This is a genomic window from Streptomyces sp. NPDC029292, from assembly GCF_055569295.1.
In genome coordinates this window covers 242,223-258,684 of record NZ_JBVHXR010000006.1, presented here as the reverse complement: position 1 = coordinate 258,684, position 16,462 = coordinate 242,223, and the positions used below count along the sequence as shown (strand labels likewise).

At 71.5% G+C, this 16,462-nt stretch carries 19 protein-coding genes and 2 pseudogenes; 10 read left to right on the top strand and 11 right to left on the bottom strand.

Annotation, left to right across the window (positions count from 1 at the left end):
• The first annotated feature begins 28 nt into the window (after positions 1-28).
• Positions 29-181 carry a hypothetical protein gene (locus tag ACZ4WS_RS16405; protein WP_467980925.1) on the top strand — a complete coding sequence of 51 codons (153 nt, stop codon included), beginning with the start codon at positions 29-31 and terminating at the stop codon, positions 179-181.
• 202 nt (positions 182-383) lie between these two features.
• Here ACZ4WS_RS16405 and ACZ4WS_RS16400 read toward each other — a convergent pair whose 3' ends face one another.
• The 3 genes and pseudogenes from ACZ4WS_RS16400 to ACZ4WS_RS16390 form a co-directional block, all read right to left on the bottom strand.
• A complete protein-coding gene (locus tag ACZ4WS_RS16400) occupies positions 384-941 on the bottom strand; it encodes an MmyB family transcriptional regulator (RefSeq protein ID WP_467981102.1) in 558 nt (185 codons plus the stop codon).
• An 18-nt stretch (positions 942-959) separates the two neighbouring features.
• Positions 960-1,440 (bottom strand): annotated as a pseudogene (locus ACZ4WS_RS16395) (hypothetical protein); the annotation flags it as partial.
• A gap of 256 nt (positions 1,441-1,696) precedes the next feature.
• Positions 1,697-2,476 (bottom strand): DeoR/GlpR family DNA-binding transcription regulator, encoded by a 780-nt coding sequence (locus ACZ4WS_RS16390; RefSeq protein WP_467980923.1) that lies wholly within the window; start codon positions 2,474-2,476, stop codon positions 1,697-1,699.
• 123 nt (positions 2,477-2,599) lie between these two features.
• Between ACZ4WS_RS16390 and ACZ4WS_RS16385 the strand changes: the two genes are divergently transcribed.
• Both ACZ4WS_RS16385 and ACZ4WS_RS16380 read left to right on the top strand, forming a co-directional pair.
• Positions 2,600-3,490: an SIS domain-containing protein gene (locus ACZ4WS_RS16385; protein WP_467980921.1), complete on the top strand. Its 891-nt coding sequence runs from the start codon at positions 2,600-2,602 to the stop codon at positions 3,488-3,490.
• Between the two features lie 33 nt (positions 3,491-3,523).
• The gene (locus ACZ4WS_RS16380) at positions 3,524-4,375 is read left to right on the top strand and encodes a class II fructose-bisphosphate aldolase (RefSeq protein ID WP_467980919.1); all 852 of its coding nucleotides are present in this window, start codon (positions 3,524-3,526) and stop codon (positions 4,373-4,375) included.
• A gap of 98 nt (positions 4,376-4,473) precedes the next feature.
• Here ACZ4WS_RS16380 and ACZ4WS_RS16375 read toward each other — a convergent pair whose 3' ends face one another.
• Both ACZ4WS_RS16375 and ACZ4WS_RS16370 read right to left on the bottom strand, forming a co-directional pair.
• Positions 4,474-4,749, bottom strand: a complete 276-nt coding sequence (locus ACZ4WS_RS16375; protein ID WP_467981101.1) for a hypothetical protein — start codon at positions 4,747-4,749, stop codon at positions 4,474-4,476.
• A gap of 2 nt (positions 4,750-4,751) precedes the next feature.
• On the bottom strand, positions 4,752-5,606 hold the full coding sequence (locus tag ACZ4WS_RS16370; protein WP_467980917.1) for a phytanoyl-CoA dioxygenase family protein: 855 nt from the start codon (positions 5,604-5,606) through the stop codon (positions 4,752-4,754).
• 71 nt (positions 5,607-5,677) lie between these two features.
• Between ACZ4WS_RS16370 and ACZ4WS_RS16365 the strand changes: the two genes are divergently transcribed.
• Positions 5,678-6,451: a helix-turn-helix domain-containing protein gene (locus tag ACZ4WS_RS16365; RefSeq protein ID WP_467980914.1), complete on the top strand. Its 774-nt coding sequence runs from the start codon at positions 5,678-5,680 to the stop codon at positions 6,449-6,451.
• Here the strand turns inward: ACZ4WS_RS16365 and ACZ4WS_RS16360 are convergent.
• Positions 6,441-7,574 (bottom strand): methyltransferase, encoded by a 1,134-nt coding sequence (locus ACZ4WS_RS16360; RefSeq protein ID WP_467980912.1) that lies wholly within the window; start codon positions 7,572-7,574, stop codon positions 6,441-6,443. The two genes, ACZ4WS_RS16365 and ACZ4WS_RS16360, sit on opposite strands and share 11 nt — an antisense overlap.
• An 83-nt stretch (positions 7,575-7,657) precedes the next feature.
• On the opposite strand from ACZ4WS_RS16360, the gene ACZ4WS_RS16355 reads away from it, so the two are divergent.
• The 3 genes from ACZ4WS_RS16355 to ACZ4WS_RS16345 all read left to right on the top strand — a co-directional run bounded on the left by ACZ4WS_RS16355 (position 7,658) and on the right by ACZ4WS_RS16345 (position 9,962).
• Positions 7,658-8,308: an alpha-ketoglutarate-dependent dioxygenase AlkB family protein gene (locus tag ACZ4WS_RS16355; protein ID WP_467981099.1), complete on the top strand. Its 651-nt coding sequence runs from the start codon at positions 7,658-7,660 to the stop codon at positions 8,306-8,308.
• Between the two features lie 69 nt (positions 8,309-8,377).
• Entirely contained in the window at positions 8,378-9,619 is a 1,242-nt protein-coding gene (locus ACZ4WS_RS16350; protein WP_467980910.1) for an ROK family protein, read from the top strand.
• A 46-nt stretch (positions 9,620-9,665) separates the two neighbouring features.
• The gene (locus ACZ4WS_RS16345) at positions 9,666-9,962 is read left to right on the top strand and encodes a DUF7336 domain-containing protein (protein ID WP_467980908.1); all 297 of its coding nucleotides are present in this window, start codon (positions 9,666-9,668) and stop codon (positions 9,960-9,962) included.
• On the opposite strand, the pseudogene ACZ4WS_RS16340 reads toward ACZ4WS_RS16345, so the two are convergent.
• The 5 genes and pseudogenes from ACZ4WS_RS16340 to ACZ4WS_RS16320 all read right to left on the bottom strand — a co-directional run.
• Positions 9,880-10,077 (bottom strand): annotated as a pseudogene (locus ACZ4WS_RS16340) (hypothetical protein); the annotation flags it as partial. The gene ACZ4WS_RS16345 and the pseudogene ACZ4WS_RS16340 sit on opposite strands and share 83 nt — an antisense overlap.
• A 30-nt stretch (positions 10,078-10,107) precedes the next feature.
• The gene (locus ACZ4WS_RS16335; protein WP_467980906.1) at positions 10,108-11,016 is read right to left on the bottom strand and encodes a phosphotriesterase family protein; all 909 of its coding nucleotides are present in this window, start codon (positions 11,014-11,016) and stop codon (positions 10,108-10,110) included.
• Positions 11,013-11,597 (bottom strand): DUF4865 family protein, encoded by a 585-nt coding sequence (locus tag ACZ4WS_RS16330; protein WP_467980904.1) that lies wholly within the window; start codon positions 11,595-11,597, stop codon positions 11,013-11,015. The genes ACZ4WS_RS16335 and ACZ4WS_RS16330 overlap by 4 nt, the downstream gene beginning before the upstream one ends.
• A 14-nt stretch (positions 11,598-11,611) precedes the next feature.
• Positions 11,612-12,001, bottom strand: coding sequence for a (R)-mandelonitrile lyase (locus ACZ4WS_RS16325; protein WP_467980902.1), 390 nt, complete (start codon positions 11,999-12,001; stop codon positions 11,612-11,614).
• 30 nt (positions 12,002-12,031) lie between these two features.
• Positions 12,032-12,592 (bottom strand): TetR/AcrR family transcriptional regulator, encoded by a 561-nt coding sequence (locus ACZ4WS_RS16320; RefSeq protein ID WP_467980901.1) that lies wholly within the window; start codon positions 12,590-12,592, stop codon positions 12,032-12,034.
• Positions 12,593-12,837: 245 nt separating this feature from the next.
• Between ACZ4WS_RS16320 and ACZ4WS_RS16315 the strand changes: the two genes are divergently transcribed.
• From ACZ4WS_RS16315 to ACZ4WS_RS16305, 3 genes are read left to right on the top strand one after another with little or no spacing between them, the layout of a single operon-like run.
• Positions 12,838-13,140 (top strand): SHOCT domain-containing protein, encoded by a 303-nt coding sequence (locus tag ACZ4WS_RS16315; RefSeq protein ID WP_467980899.1) that lies wholly within the window; start codon positions 12,838-12,840, stop codon positions 13,138-13,140.
• The gene (locus tag ACZ4WS_RS16310; protein WP_467980897.1) at positions 13,137-13,895 is read left to right on the top strand and encodes an ABC transporter ATP-binding protein; all 759 of its coding nucleotides are present in this window, start codon (positions 13,137-13,139) and stop codon (positions 13,893-13,895) included. Before ACZ4WS_RS16315 ends, ACZ4WS_RS16310 begins: the two co-directional genes overlap by 4 nt.
• Entirely contained in the window at positions 13,892-16,453 is a 2,562-nt protein-coding gene (locus ACZ4WS_RS16305) for an ABC transporter permease (protein WP_467980895.1), read from the top strand. Before ACZ4WS_RS16310 ends, ACZ4WS_RS16305 begins: the two co-directional genes overlap by 4 nt.
• The last annotated feature ends 9 nt before the right edge of the window (positions 16,454-16,462 follow it).

Below are 16,462 nucleotides of genomic sequence, written 5' to 3'. Positions count from 1 at the left end.
ACGACTGCACGGGGCCGGCGAGGAGGGCGTGCCCTTCCGTGACATCGCCGACGTCATCGGTCGGCACCTGAACCTGCCGGTGACCGGTATTTCCCGCGAAGAGGCAGACGCCCACTTCGGCTTCCTCGGCGCCTTCGCGTCGCTCGACGGCCCGGCGTCGAGCGCCTTGACCCAGAAGTAGCTGGGTTGGTATCCCGGGCAGGCCGCGCTCATCCCGGACCTCGAAGAAGGTCACAACTTCAAGGCCGTGTAGTCCTGGCTCGGACACCAGGGAACAAGTACCCCGGGCGTCGCGGGTGATGAGGAAGGGCGTCCCGCCCACGATGCAGCCGCAGCCGCAGCCGCAGCCGCAGCCGCAGTGGCAGTGGTAGCGGGAGCCGGTGTCAGGGGCGCGTGGTGGCGGTATGACCACCGGTGACCCGAAGAAGGTCGAGCTTTCCCGCGTCGCTGCTCCCGGCCGCTGCCGTGTAGGTGACCATGCGCAGGTCGGCGCCCGGAACGATCAGGACGTCGCAGTCGAGCACGATGTCGCCGACCTCCGGATGCCGGATCGTCTTCCGGTCGGCCGTGTGCTGGGCGGCGGCCGTCCGAGTGGCCCAGAGATGGGCGAAGACGTCGGACATGCCTCGCAGTTCCCGCACGAGACGATCGAGCGGGGCGTCCGCGGGATAGCGGGACACGGCGTCCTTGAGATCGGCGACGATCGACGCCTCGAAGGCGTCCTGTCCGGCCTCGGATCGGACGGGAAGCATCGAGGCATGAGCGGCGCCGTTGCCGAACAGGGCGCGCGCGAGGTTCCGCTCGGGGGCCGGGAGCACGGCGGGGTCGCCGTGCAGGGCGCTCCACGTGGTGTTCCACCACACGAGGGTCCAGTCGGCGGTGAACACCCCGATCGGGACGTCGCCCAGGCGCGCGGCAAGCCGTTGGATGCCCGGGGGCACATGGGCGCTGACCGTCTTGCCGCTCTGCGGGAAGCCGTAGCTGGGGGACAGCGCCCTGACGCCGGGGATGGTGGCGGCCGCCTTCACGAAGTCGCCGTCGTAGTCGTCGGCGTCGATCCCGCCGAGCCACGGGGAGGCGCCGGGCCGGCCGACCTGGAGGAAGTCGTAGTTCGTGAGCGCCACCAGCGGCCAGTTCGGCGCGAGCTTGTGCATCGCCTTCAGCGCGCCCCAGTCGAACGACTGGATGGTGACCTGGTCCTCGATGCCGGAGGCGTGGATCTCCTGGTAGACCCGGCGGACGAACAGCTCACATAGCCTTGCCGAAGCCCTCCAGCGATTCCTCGGTGGTCATGCCGATGCCGCCGCGGTGGGCCTGCAGGTCGAAGTGGGTCTTGTGGGACGGCACTTCGGGGCCATGGTCCGTCGTCGCGTGAGCGGCCACCGGGAAGGCGAACACCGGCACCAGGGCCAGGCCGGCGAGGAAGCGTCTTGGGGACATCGAGACCTCACTCCTGTGGGTTCGGTTGACCGCAGGACGCCAGTGCGGTCGTCTGCGCGTCCGGCGGCCTGGACATGATGGCCTCGTGAACGCTCGCGGAACCGGAGGGCGGCCCAACCGGACAGGCCGACTGGAACCAGAGGACGGCCCAGCCGGACAAGCCGACCTCGATGAGAGTGCGAAGGGATGAGAGCGCGAAGGGCGCTCAGTGAGCCGGACCGGTCGGTGCTCCGGCCAAGGCGATCACCGGGACACGTCAGACCGCGACAACCCTGATCCCCGCCTCCTCGAATCGCCGCACCGTCTCCTGCCCCACCGCCGCGTCCGTGACCAGGGTGTCCACCGACTCGGCCGCGCAGATCCGGGCGAACGCGCGCTGGCCCAGCTTGCTGGAGTCGGCGGCGACGATGACGCGCTCGGCGCGCTCGCACAGCAGCCGGTTGATCGCGGCCTCCGCCTCGTCGTGGGCGGCCGCGCCGTGTGTGACGTCGAAGGCGACCACGCCGAGCACGGCGACGTCGAGGGTGATCTGGCCGAGGACGCCGTCCGCGAGCGGGCCGATGAGCTCGTACGACTGAGGGCGCGCGACCCCGCCGGTCACCACGATTTTGAACTGGGGACGGACGGCGAGCTCGTTGGCGATGTTCAGCGCGTTCGTGACCACGGTCAGCGCGGGCGAACCGGAGGCGAGATCGGGGCGTACGGCGAGGGCGCGGGCCACCTCGGTGGTCGTAGTGCCGCCGGTCAGGCCGACCGCCTCGCCGGGCACGATGAGGTCGGCCACCGCCTTCGCGATGCGCTGTTTCTCGGAGGCGTGGCGGGCGGTCTTGTAGCGCAGCGGAAGTTCGTACGAGACACCGTGGACGACCGCGCCGCCCCGGGTGCGTACGAGCATCTGCTGCTCGGCGAGCTGGTCGAAGTCGCGCCGGATTGTCGCGGCCGACACCTCCAGCTGGGCCGCCGCCTCCTCGACATCCAATCGGCCCCGCTCCACGAGCAGTTCCAGCAGCGCCTTCCAGCGGGCGTCGCGCGACATCCGCACTCTCCATTCCTCGATCTTCCGCGACCCTAGCGCACCCCCACTCCCGCCCGAATGCTTGATTGTGCTCGAAAGTTCGCTATATCTTGCACAAACAAGCATCAGTGGGAGGGGTACGGCATGACCCATGTCGAGAACGAGCTGAACAGCCAGCCCGAGTGCTGGATCCGCGCCGCCGAGCAGGCCGCGGCGCACGGGGCCGCGCTGCCCGAGGCGGGGGAGCGGGTCGCGATCGTGGGGTGCGGCACCTCGTTCTTCATGGCGCAGGCCGTCGCCGCGCTGCGCGAGCAGTCCGGGCAGGGTGAGACGGACGCCTTCGCCGCGTCGGAGTTCCCGGGCACCCGCGCGTACGACCGTGTGGTCGCCCTCACCCGCTCCGGCACCACCACCGAGGTGCTCGAACTCCTCGGACACCTGCGTGGACGTACGCGCACCACCGCGATAACCGCCGACCCCAGGACTCCCGTGATGCAGTCCGCGGACGACGTCGTCGTGCTCGACTTCGCGGATGAGCGGTCCGTCGTGCAGACCCGGTTCGCGACCACCGCGCTCACGCTGCTGCGTGCCCACCTCGGGCTGCACACCGACGCCGTAGTCGCCGACGCGCGCACCGCGCTGAAGACCCCGCTGCCAGACGGGCTCGTCGGCTGCACGCAGTTCACCTTCCTCGGCCGCGGCTGGACCGTCGGACTCGCCAACGAAGCCGGGCTCAAGATGCGCGAGGCGTCGCTGGCCTGGACCGAGGCCTACCCGGCGATGGAGTACCGGCACGGCCCCATCAGCATCACCACCCGGGGCACCGCCACCTGGATGCTCGGCGAGGCACCCGAGGGACTCGCCGAACAGGTCCGGGCCACCGGCGGGGTGTGGGTGGCCGGCGGTCTCGACCCGCTGGCCGAACTCGTCCGCGCCCAGCGACTTGCGGTCGCCGTCGCCGCGGCCCGTGGGCTCGACCCCGACCAGCCGCGCCACCTCACCCGCTCGGTGATCCTCAGCCAGACGGCCCGCTGAGTCGGCTCAACCACTCGCCAAGAAGGAGGAGTTGTGCCACTCGCAGCAACCGGTGAACTGGTCACCGCCGCCGCCCAGGCGCGGACCGCCGTCGCCGCGTTCAACATCATCACCCTGGAACACGTCGAGGCCGTCATCGCGGGCGCCGAGTCCGCGAACGCGCCCGTCGTCCTCCAAGTCAGCGAGAACGCGGTCAAATTCCGCTACGGACGGCTGCTCCCGCTGGCCCGCGCCGCGACCACGGCGGCCGAACGCGCCTCGGTGCCGGTCGCGCTCCACCTCGACCACGTCCAGAGCGACGACCTGCTGCGGCAGGCGCCCGGCGCCGGGTTCAGCTCCGTGATGTACGACGCGGCACGGCAGCCGTACCAGGAGAATCTCGCCGCGACCCGGGCCGCCGCGGACTGGGCACACGCCCAAGGACTGTGGATCGAGGCCGAGTTGGGGCAGGTCGGCGGCAAGAACGGTGAGGCACCGCTCGACGCGCACACGCCCGGCGCCCGCACCGACCCCGCCGAGGCCCGCACCTTCGTGACCGACTCCGGCGTGGACGCGCTGGCCGTGGCGATCGGCAGTTCGCACGCCATGACCACCCGCACCGCAGCCCTCGACCACGACCTGCTCAAGCGGCTCACCGCGGCGCTCGGCGTGCCGCTCGTCCTGCACGGCTCGTCCGGAGTGCCGGACGATGAACTGGCGGCGGCCGTCGCGGGTGGCATCGCCAAGGTCAACGTCGGAACGGCCCTCAACATCGCGATGACCGGCGCCGTAAGGGAGTTCCTCGCCACCCACCCCGAGGCCGTGGACTCACGCAAATACCTCAGCGTGGGACGGGAGGCGATGGCGCGGACGGTCGCGCGGCTCATCGGCGTGTTGCGCGGGTGACCCACCGGGGTGCTGCGTGGGTGACCCATAGGCGTGTTGCGCGGGTGACCCACTCGCGTTCTGCGTGGCCGACCCACCGGTGTACTGCGTGGGTCACCTCAGGCAGCCTCGATCTCGACCAGCTTCTCGAAGAAGAACTCGTGCTTGAGGAACGACACGTCGTACTCGTGACCTGGATACGGCGGGATCAGCTGGGCCGCCTGGAACAGCCGCCAGCCGTCCTCCAGGGCGTGCACGCCCGACTTGTACGGCGGCTCGTCGCTGTCCCCGGTCGTGGGGAACGTACGGCCGGTGCCGTCGTAGACCGACCAGCCCACCACGTCCGCGTCCAGCGCGGAGGTGGCCAGGTAGAGGACGAGAACCTGCTGACGGATGCTCATGCGGTGTGCTCCTGAGGGCGGTTGGAGACCCTGGTCACCCAGTGGTCCACGTCGAAGGAGTCGTCCCCGGTGAGCGAACGCCACAGCAGGACGCGGTTGTACACCTCGAGGCGGCCTGTGGCGGGCTCGTACCACGGGAACGTCGTGGCGAGTTCCTCGGCGACCCGCGGGTCACCGAGATCCGAGGTGTCCCACAGTCGTCGCTGCCGTACCGTCGGATTGAAGCGGATCTTGAACATATAGCGGACCGCATCGCTGTCGTTGCGCCGCCCGCCGTGCCAGAGCCCATGGTGCAGAAACACCACGGTGCCGGCCGGGCAGACAAGGCGGCTCTGCCCGCGCAGGTTCTGATAGCGCCCGGTGTCCGATTCGTTCGTCCGGCGCAGATGGCTGCCCGGCGCGCTGAGGGTGCCGCCCATGTCGAGCGTGACGTCCTGCGGGTAGTACATCAACTGGACATCGAAGGCATCGGCGCGCACATCGATGATCGCGTCACCGTGCAGCGGCTGCGCCTGCCCCTGACGAGGCTCCCGGACGTGGACGGCATGATGGTCCACGGCGGGACCGGGCCCGACCAGACTGTGCAACGCCCCTGCCACACCAGGGATTTCGAGGAGGCGGCGAACGAAGGACCCCTCCGGGTAGGCGTCCGGCACCGCGCTGCCGCAGGGCACGCGGGGCAGCCCGTTGCTCAGCACGTCCAACCCCTCGGCGTTCATCTCCGGCGGCACCACGGCATCCAGCCGCAGTGAGCCGTGGGCCACGAAGTGCGCCATCCGCACCGAACTCAGGAGTGCGGTGCGGGTCGTGTGCCCCAAGGTGCCGGTCGTGTGCTCCCACGTGTTGGTCATGCGCCCCAACGTAGGAGCGGCCTTGTCGTCTGCGCGTTGGCCCCACTCACCACCGCTGGTAGTTTTTCACCATGCGGGACACGGAGCTCCACCTCGGCGAGCCGCCCGCCGTCGTCAATATCGGCGTCGGCGTGCACGGCGTCGCCGGCGCCACGGACGTCTTCCGGCTGCCGGAGCTGTGGCAGCTGCACCTCTACCAGTACGACGCCGAGCTGACCGTCGACGGCACGGCGCACGTCATCCGTCCCGGCCGCGTGAGCCTCGTCCCGCCCGGCACCACGGTCCGCTACCGCTACCAGGGCCGCTCCGAACACCTCTACGCCCACCTGCGCATCGCCCCCGTCGGCCCGGCGCGCACCGTCCCCGTCGTGCAGGACGCGGGACCCGAACTCCCTATACTCACCGGCCTGTTGCTGCACGCGATCGCGGCCGCCCCCGGCGCACCCGAGCGCACCCGGGCCGAGATCTGGACCGCCCTGTGGCGCGTCGCCCACCTCACCCCGGCCGTCGCCACGAGCCCCGGGCCGCATCCCGCGGTCAGCACGGCGATCGCCCACATCGAGGCGCACCTGGCCGCCCCGCTCACCATCCCCGAGATCGCCCGCGCCGCAGGGATCTCGCACAACCACCTCACCCGGCTCTTCCGCGCCGAGACGGGCATCACCGTCGTGGCCTACATACGCCGCCGCAGACTGGAGCGCGCCCGCCACCTGCTGCGCGCCTCGACGCTCTCCATCCCGGCCGTGGCCGCCTCCGTCGGCATCCCCGACCTGCAGGCCTTCAACAAGGCGTGCCGCAGGGAGCTCGGGGCCGCGCCGAGGTCACTGCGGGGGGCTACTTCTTGACGGCCCTGAGAACGACGAACTTCGCGTCGCTGGCCACGAGTTCACTGTTGCCGAAGAGCCGGCGCAGCTTCAGGTGATAGCCGAGGTGGCGGTTGCCGATCACCCACAGCTCGCCACCCGGCCGCAGCGCACGCCGTGCCTCCGTGAACATCCGCCAGGCCGTGGAGTCCGTCGTCGCCTGGTGGGAGTGGAACGGCGGATTGTTGAGGACGAGGTCGACGCTCCCGGCGGGGACGTCCGCGAGCCCGTCACCCACGCGGAACTCCGCGCTCGAGCCCTCGACGTTCGCCCGGTACGTCGCCTCCGCCGAGGCCACCGCCTGGTACGACTCGTCCACGAACAGCACATCGGCCTCGGGATTGGCCAGCGCGGCCGCCGTACCGACGACTCCGTTGCCGCAGCCGAGGTCGACGATGCGCTCGGCACCGCGGCTGCGCGGAAGGTGCCCCAGGAAGAACCGGGTGCCGATGTCGAGACGGTCGGCGCAGAAGACGCCCGCGTGGTTGGTGACGGTGCGGCCGGAGACCGGGCCGATGCCGTCGGGGAGCTCATAGCTGTACGGCCACGGGTTCGCTTCCCGCGCGATCCCCGGGAACGGGGTGCAGAAGATGAGCCGGGCCTTCTTCTCCGCCAGCGAGGTGCGGGTCGGACCGAGGATCCGCTCGAAGAGGTGCAGCGTCGAGGTGTGGATCTCCTTGACCATCCCGGCGCCGACCACGACCGTCCCCTCGTGCACGCCGGGCGCCAGCCGGTGCAGCTGGTCCTCCAGGAGAGCGAGGCTCTTCGGCACCCGGACGATCAGCACGTCGATGCGCTCGGGAGGGGGGTCCTGCGTGGTGAGGAGACGCACCGCGTCCGTCTCGGCACCGGCCCGCGCCAGATTCGCCCGGGTCGCCTCCTGCGCGAGGAACGAGTCGGTGATCTGCGTCGGCCGGTGCGCAGACAGCGCCGTGGCGAGCGCGCCCCACCGGTCGCCGACGACCACGACCGCACCCGACAGGGGGGTCCCGCTCTCCGCGAGGTGCCGCAGCAGATAGGTGTCGGCGGCGTCCCAGGCACGCAGCTGGTCGCGGGGGTTCTCGGGGAAGCGGGCCAGCGCGTACTCGCCCCAGGGTGTGGTCATTCGGTCGTTCATCGTGGGTCCAGGCTAGCCGAGCCGCAGCTCAGCCCGGGGCGGGCCGGGTGCGCGAGGATGAAGCCATGTCCATGGACGCGGAGCTTTTCCCCCGGAGCCGTACCGAGATCGCGCCCGACGCGGTGCACGTCCCGGACTGGCTGGACGCCGACCATCAGCGGCAGCTCCTTGAGGCCTGCCGGACGTGGGCCCGCCCCCCGGCCGGACTGCGCACGGTCCGCACCCCCGGTGGCGGCACGATGACCTCCCGCCAGGTCTGCCTCGGCTGGCACTGGTATCCGTACGGGTACGCGCGCACCGTCGTCGACGGTGACGGCTCCCCGGTGAAGCCCTTCCCGGCCTGGCTGGCCGACCTCGGCCGCCGCGCGGTCGGCGACGCCCTCGGCCCGGAGGCCGCGGCGACAGCCCCGTACGACATCGCACTGATCAATTTCTACGACGCCGACGCCCGCATGGGCATGCACCGCGACAGCGACGAGAAGTCGGACGTGCCGGTGGTGTCGCTGAGCCTCGGCGACACCTGCGTCTTCCGGTTCGGGAACACCGAGTCGCGGGCGCGGCCGTACACGGATGTCGAGCTGCGCAGCGGCGATCTGTTCGTGTTCGGCGGGGCCTCCCGGCTCGCGTATCACGGCGTACCGCGGGTGTACGCGGGCACGGCGCCGTCCGAGTTGGGGCTGACCGGCCGTCTGAACGTCACGCTGCGGGTCAGCGGCCTCTGAGCCCGCGCCGGTCCGCGATGGTGTGCCGGACGGGCCTCCGGACGAGCGGATCATGGGAGACTCGCCCTCATGAACGGCAAGGCGGGCCCCCGGGCGGCGGGGGATGCGAACACGCGGACGCGACTGGACCGGGGGCGCGGGGCGCTCGGGCCCGCGCTGGAGCTCGTGCACACCGGACGTGCGCCGACGCGTGCCGTGCTCACCGCCGAGCTGGGGGTCACCCGGGCGACCGCGGGCGCGGTGGCCGCGGAGCTCGAAGCGCTGGGGCTGATCCGGGTCGACGCGCGGCCCGGGGCGGCGGCCGGTTCGCAGGGGCGGCCCTCGCACCGCCTCGAGGTCGCCGAGGACGGGCCCGTCGTGCTCGCCGCGCAGGTGCACGCCGACGGGTTCCGTGCCGCGCTGGTCGGGCTCGGCGGCCGGATCGTCGCGACCACGCCCAACTGCGACACCGTCGACGCCGATCCGGCGAAGGTGCTCGCCTCGGTCGTCGAGGCCGGCACCGAACTGCTCCGCGCGAGCGGGCGGCGCTGTGTGGGCGCCGGTCTCGCCGTGCCGTCCGCCGTCGCCGAACCCGAAGGGCTCGCCCTCAACCCGCTGCACCTGGCCTGGCCCGCGGGCGCGCCCGTACGGCAGATCTTCGCCGAGCGGGTGCGCGCGGCCGGAATCCAGGGGCCGGCCTTCGCGGCCAACGATGTCAACCTCGCCGCCCTCGCCGAGCACCGCCACGGCGCGGGCCGCGGGGCCCGCGACCTGCTGTGCGTGGCCACCGGACACCGGGGCGTCGGCGGCGCCCTCGTCCTCGACGGGCGCCTGCACACGGGCAGTTCGGGGCTGGCCCTCGAAGTCGGCCACCTCACCGTCAACCCCGAGGGCCGCCCCTGCTACTGCGGCAGCCGCGGCTGTCTCGACGTCGAGGCGGACCCGCTGGCCTTCCTCACGGCGGCGGGCCGCGATCCGGGCCCCGAGGTGTCGCTGCTCCAGCAGGCCAACGAGCTGATCCGCGGCCAGTACGCCGACCCGGGCGTCCGCATGGCCACGGAGGCGCTGATCGACCGGCTGGGCCTCGGACTCGCCGGCCTCGTCAACATCCTCAATCCCGACCGGATCATCCTCGGCGGACTGCACCGGACCCTGCTCGACGCCGACCCGGACCGGCTGCGCGCCGTCGTCGCCGACCGCAGCCTGTGGGGGCAGAGCGGCGGCGTACCGATCCTCGCCTGCACACTGGACCACAACAGTCTTGTGGGGGCGGCCGAGTTGGCCTGGCAGCCGGTACTCGACGACCCGCTGGCGGCGCTGGCCCAGATCTAGGGCCCTCTGGCGGACCCCGCCAAGGCTCGAAAGATAGCGTGCGGCCATGACGGTCTATCTGCTGTGGCACATCGGACACCAGAACGAAGCAGGTGACGGCGGCGCGACCCTGCACCTCGACGGCGAGACCGTGCACATCGACGAGCAGGACGGTGACGACCCCAAGCTGCTCGGCGTCTACTCCACGCCGGCGAAGGCCGAGGAACGCAAGCGCCGCGCACGGCTCCTGCCGGGCTTCGCCGAGGAGCCGGAGTGTTTCGTCATCGACGAGTACACGATCGACGGCGACGAGTGGACCGAGGGTTTCGTCCGTGTCCACCCCGTCGGCCAGGACAAGTCCTAGCGGCGAAACTCCCCCCCGTGAGGCTCCACAGCGCCGCGACCAGGGGTCGGCGCAGGTCCGTTCGGCGTACGCACAAGCCGATCGGGAACGGCTCCGGCGGTGGGTCCGCGGGCAAACTGCGCCCCTCTGTGGACATTTCGGTGGCCTAGCGCCATGTGACGGCGAAGGCGCGCCCTGGGTTGTCGGTGAGGAGGTGGTCCACCAGGTCCTTGCCCAGGGCGAGTTCGAGCCGCGGGCGCACCCGGCGCAGCAGATACGGCATCCCAGGACCGCCGTTGACCGAGCGTGCCGCCGCGGTCGTCGTGTCGCCGCCGAGGAGCAGGCGGTGGCCGAAACCGGCGTCGGCGAGGGCGCGTACGGCGTCGGGCATGCGCCAGTCGGTGGCGTGGTGGGCGCGGGAGGGGCCGTCGAAGGCGAGGTACGCGCCCGCCTCGGCGGCCTCGCGCTGCACCACGAAGTCCGGTGAGCGGTTGAGGTGGCCCAGGATCACCCGGTGCGCGGGTACGTCCAACTCCCCGCACAGCAGGTCGAGTACGTCGAGGGCACCCGTGCCCAGCTCCAGATGGACGGCGATCGGCGCCCCCGTGGCGTGATGGGCCTCGGCCGCTGCGGTCATTGTCCAGCGGGCGTGCGCGTCGAGGGCGTGGAAACCGCCCGCGACCTTGATCAGCCCGGCCCGGACCCCGGACGTGCCGATACCCGCCGTCAGCTCGGACACGAACACCTCGGCCAGCCTGCCGCGCACTGCGGTGAGCAACTCCGGTGTGTAGTGTGCCGCTTGGTGCAGCCCGGTCGCCGCGACCACGTGGACGCCGGCGTCGCGGGCGATCAGCGGCAGTTCCGCGGCGCGCCGGCCGAGGCCGTACGGCGTCCACTGCACCACGCTCGTGCCGCCCTGCGTGCGGAACGCGGCCAGCTCGGCCCGCGCGGCGGACACGTCGCGCAGTTCCTGGCCCGGGAGTTGGGGGCTGGCGAAGAAGAGGTGGTCGTGTGCATCGCACACTCCCAGGTCCTCGGGGAGTACGTCCCCGAGCACCGTACGGACCCTGCTCACCACTGCCGGCCCCGCGGCAGCCGGTCGCGTTCCGGGGCCGACATGTGCAGCACTCGGAAGACCTCGCCCGAGGCCTTGGGGGAGTCGTGGTCCCAGAGCGAGAAGTGCACCAGCTCCCAGTGGCGCGGATCGACGGCAGCAGCCGCGCAGACCGCGCCGTCCAGCGCGGCCAGCCGCCCGGCCTCGCGCGCGGCCTCCTCCATCACCTCGGACAGCTCCACCCCCTCCGGAATGGGCTGCCGCCGCCGCACCGCGACCTTGGCGGGTGAGCCGGCGGCGCCGCCCTCCTCGTACGCGAGACCCGTCCAGTGCTGGACCACCGGCCGCCCGAAGTCATTGACGAGCCCTTGGAACGCGCCGCCCCAGAGGAAGGAGTTCATGCCCTCGGCGGCGTTCCACAGGTAGAACGGCGCGTACTGGTTGACCGGCGAACCGTCCACCCCGCGCTCGCGCATCAGAAACGTCTTGAATCCGAGCCCGTCCCAGTCGTCGAGCAGGTGCCCGATGCGGGAGACACGGCCGCGGATGATGTCCATGTCGTAGTCGGCGGGGAAGGTGAGCTCGTACTGCATGGCGTGCATCGGGATGCCCTTCCTCAGGCGGGATACGTGTCGACGTGCGCGTCCCAGTGGGTCGTCGTGCCGTCCTCGGCCGCCTCGACGACCGCGAGATGCGTCATGAAGGTGCGCGGCGCCGCGCCGTGCCAGTGCCGTTCGCCGGGCTCGATCCACACGGTGTCGCCCGCGCGGATCGTCTCGACGCCACCGCCCTCGCGCTGGACCAGACCCTCGCCCTCCAGGACGTGCAGGACCTGACCGTGCGGGTGGCGGTGCCAGGCGGTGTGCGCGCCGGGCGCGAAGTGGACGTTGAACACGCGCAGCCGGGAGGGGGATTCGGGCACGGCGACCTCGTCGAGCCACACCGTCCCCGTGAAGTTCTCGGCCGAGCCCGGCTGCGTGTCGGGGCGCTTCCTGGTGATGTGCACGTAGGTGAACTTCCTTGTCGGGGGAGAGCCTTATCGGCGGGGCGAGAGAAGGGCGAGCAGTCCGCGGACTCCCGTGTCGAACGCGGCGGGCGAGCCGGACGCGCGGGCCAGGACATAGCCGCCCTGGACGGTAGCGATGATCGTCGCGGCGATCTCCTCCGCGTCGAGCGAGGGCGCGAACTGGCCCTGCTCCTTGCCCTCTTCGACGATGCCGGCGAGGCGCTCCCGCAGCCAGTCGATCGTCTCGTCGACCGGTGCGCGCAACTCGTCGCTCGCGATCACATCCGGGTCCATCGTCAGCCGTCCGATGGGGCAGCCGCGCAGGACGTCACGCTCGCGGCGCAGATACGCCTCGATGCGCTCGTACGGCGAACAGGGCGTGCTCAGTACGCCCTCGGCGGTGGCCCGCATCTCCTCGGCGGTGCGGCGGATCGCGGCGAGCGCCAGATCGGGCTTGCCCTTGAAGTGGTGGTACATGCTGCCCTGCCCCGCGCCCGCGTGCTGCTGGATCGCCTTGGGGCTGGTGCCCACGTAACCGCGCTCCCACAACAGCTCGCGCGTGGACTCGATCAGTCGCTCCGGAGTGCTCATGACGCCACTGTACCTACTAGTAGGTACAGAATCCATACTAGTAGGTACAGAAGTCGAGATCCTTTTCGCGCCCCTGCGAGATTCTTTTCGCGCCCCTGAAGGAGCGCCTCAGGAAGCAGCCGACGACCCCCCCGCGTACTCCCACGGAGGTACGCGAACGGCCGCTGGCCGTACGACGACTCGGACCCCCTCCCGGAGCGAGTCTCGAAGCATCGCAACAGATCCCACCGAGGAGATGACTCGAGATGCAGACCCTGGCGAACTGGGACGGCGGACCCGGCCCGTGGATCCTCTTCTTCCCGCTGATCTGGGCGGCCGTCGTGATCGGCGTCGTGACCGTCCTGCGCCGCACCGGCCGGCGCGGACGCCGCGGCCCGTGGCGCGGGATGGGCGGGCCTGAGGGCGACTCCCGCCTGACGGGTGACTCGCCGATCGCCATGCTCGGCCGCCGCTTCGCCTCCGGCGAGATCGACGAGGACGAGTACTGGCGCCGGCTCTCCGTCCTGGACGAGCAGTTCGGCCGTACGGGCAAGGGAGGTGCGGCATGACCACCGCGACCGTCACACAGGCCGCGGCCCGCGTCGCCGACGCCGTCAAGGTGTACGGCAGCGGAGACACCGCCGTGACGGCCCTGGACGGGGTGAGCGTCGGCTTTCAGGCCGGGCGCTTCACCGCGATCATGGGGCCCTCGGGCTCCGGCAAGTCCACCTTGATGCACTGCGCGGCGGGCCTGGACACGCTCACCTCCGGAGCCGCGTTCATCGGCGACACCGAGCTGAGCACGCTCGACGACCGTCGCCTCACCCTGCTGCGCCGCGACCGCATCGGCTTCGTCTTCCAGGCGTTCAACCTGGTCCCGACGCTGACCGTCGCGGAGAACATCACGCTGCCGATGGACCTCGCCGGGGCCACGGGCACGCGCGAATGGATCGACGCGCTCGTCGACGTCGTCGGCCTGCGCGACCGGCTCCACCACCGCCCCAGCGAGCTCTCCGGCGGACAGCAGCAACGCGTCGCCGTGGCAAGGGCGTTCGCCGGACAGCCCGACGTCGTCTTCGCCGACGAACCCACCGGCAACCTCGACTCCAGCTCCGGCGGGGAGGTGCTGAACCTCCTCGGCCGGGCGGTGCGCCAGATGGGCCGCACCGTCGTCATGGTCACCCACGACCCGGTCGCCGCCGCGCACGCCGACGAGGTCGTCTTCCTCGCCGACGGCCGCCTCGTGGACCGGATGGAGTCCCCGACGGCCGACAAGGTGCTGGACCGGATGAAGGCCTTCGACGGCACGGGGGTCCGGTCGTGAACGCCTCGCTGCGCATCAGCGTCTCGTCCCTGCGCGCCCACAAACGACGCTTCGCCGGTACGTTCCTGGCCGTGCTCCTCGGTGTCTCCTTCCTGGCCGGAACGCTGGTCATGGGTGACACGCTGCGGGCGAGCTTCGACTCGATGTTCGGCAACGCGACGAAGGGCACCGACGCCGTCGTCCGCAGCGCCGACACCATCACTACACCCGGCGAGAGCCAGGGCGTGCGCCGGCCCGTCGACACCGGCCTGGTGAACACGATCGAGAAGACCCCGGGTGTCGCGGCCGCCGTGCCCGACATCCAGGGCGCCGGCCAGCTCGTCGGCTCCAACGGCAAGCCCATCGGCGGCAAGGGCCCGCCCACGCTCGCGGGCAACTGGATCGACGACCCGAAGCTCAACGCGTACCAACTCGCCGAAGGCAGGGCCCCGTCGCAGTCCGGCGAGGTCGTCGTCAACCGGGGTGCCGCCAAGAAGGGCGACCTGAAGATCGGCGACACGACGACCCTGCGCACGCCCGATCCCGTCAAGGTGACGATCGTGGGCTTCGCGACCTTCGGCGGCGCGGACGGCATGGCGCAGGTGACGTTCACCGGTATGACGCAGGCCGACGCCGAGAAGTACCTCACCGCGAAGCCCGGCGAGGCCGCGAGCATCCGCGTGCGCGCAGGCCCCGGCGTCAGTCAGGAACAGCTTGTCTCCGACCTGACTCCCGTACTGCCCCAGGGAGTTGAGGCGATCAGCGGCCAGGAGTCGGCGCAGGAGAACACCGACATGATCTCCAGCCAGTTCCTGACCATCTTCACCACCTTCCTGCTGGTGTTCTCCGGCATCGCGCTGCTCGTCGCGACCTTCTCCATCCACAACACCTTCGCGATCGTCGTCGCCCAACGCACCCGCGAGAACGCCCTGTTGCGCGCCCTCGGCGCCTCACGCCGCCAGGTCACCGTCTCGACCCTCGTCGAGGCGAGCGTCGTCGCCGTCACCGCGTCGGCCGTCGGCCTGGCGGGCGGCATCGGCATCGCGGCCGGGCTGCAGGCGCTCTTCCCGGCCATCGGATTCCCGTTCCCCGACGGCAACTTGGTGATCAGCGGGCTGTCCATGCTGCTGCCGCTCGCGGTCGGCATCGTGGTCTGCCTCGGCTCCGCGCTGCTGCCCGCCGTACGTGCCGGACGCACCGCACCGCTGGCCGCGCTGCGCGAGACGGCCGTCGACCAGTCCGGGGCCTCGCGCGGGCGCGCGATCGTCGGCGGTGGTCTGGCCGCACTGGCGGTGGGGACCACCCTGACCGGCGTACTGGCGAATCCGTCGTTGTGGCTCGCGGGCCTCGGCGCCGTCCTGGCCCTCGCCGCCTTCGTGGTCCTCGGCCCCGTCGCGTCCTCGACCGCTGTACGTGTCCTCGGCGTCCCCCTCGACCGGCTGCGCGGCGTCACGGGTGGACTCGCCCGGCGCAACGCGCTGCGCAGCCCGAAGCGGACCGCCGCCACCGCGAGCGCCCTGATGATCGGCGTCGCCGTCGTCTCGCTGTTCACGGTCTTCGGCGCCTCACTGAAGGCCACCATGGACCAGACGGTCTCCCGGTCCTTCGCGGGCGATGTCGCCGTCAGCACCCCGTCGTTCGGCGCGGGCGGCAGCGGGCTGAGCCCGAAGCTGGCTCCCGCGATCGCCGAGCAGGCGACTGTCGAAAACGCCGTCGGCCTGGGGCGCGGAGTCGCCGAAGTGGACGGCAAGGGGCGCGCGTTGACCGTCACCGACCCGGTCACGCTCGCCGAGGTCTTCGACCTCGGCGACGTACGCGGCTCGCTCGACCACCTGGGCCTCGACGGCATCGCCATCACCCAGAAGGAGGCCGACAAGCAGCACCTCAAGGTCGGCGACACGGCCCGACTCGCCTTCACCGACGGCAAGAAGGAGCCCTTCACCGTCCGCGCGGTCTACGGCCAGTCCGAACTCGCCGGCGACTACGTCATCACTCGAGCCGCCTGGGCCCCGCACCGTACCCAGGACTCCGACACGCTCGTCGCGGTGTCCTTCAAGGACGGGGTGAGCACGGACGAGGGCAAGGCCGCGGTGCAGAAGGTCGCGGAGCGGTACGGCAACCCCGACGTGCAGACCCGTGACGAGTACGCGCAGTCCTCGGCCGGCGGCATCGACATGATGCTCACCCTGGTCTACGCGCTGCTCGCGCTCGCGGTGCTCATCGCGCTGCTCGGCATCGCCAACACCCTCACGCTCGCGATCCACGAGCGCACCCGCGAACTCGGCCTGCTGCGGGCCGTCGGACAGACCCGGGCGCAACTGCGCGCCATGGTCCGCTGGGAGTCGGTCCTCGTGGCCGCCTTCGGCACTGTCGGCGGGCTCGCCCTCGGCGCCTTCCTCGGCTGGGTGCTCGTCAAGGCCTCCGACGGCGCGTCGGACAGCGCCTTCGCCTTCGCCCTGCCGCCCGCGCGGCTCGTCGTGGTGGCGCTGGTGGGCCTCGCGGCCGGAGCCCTCGCGGGCCTTCGCCCGGCCCGGCGGGCGGCGCGCCTCGACGTGCTGCGCGCCATCGCCACCGAGTGAGCCACCCAG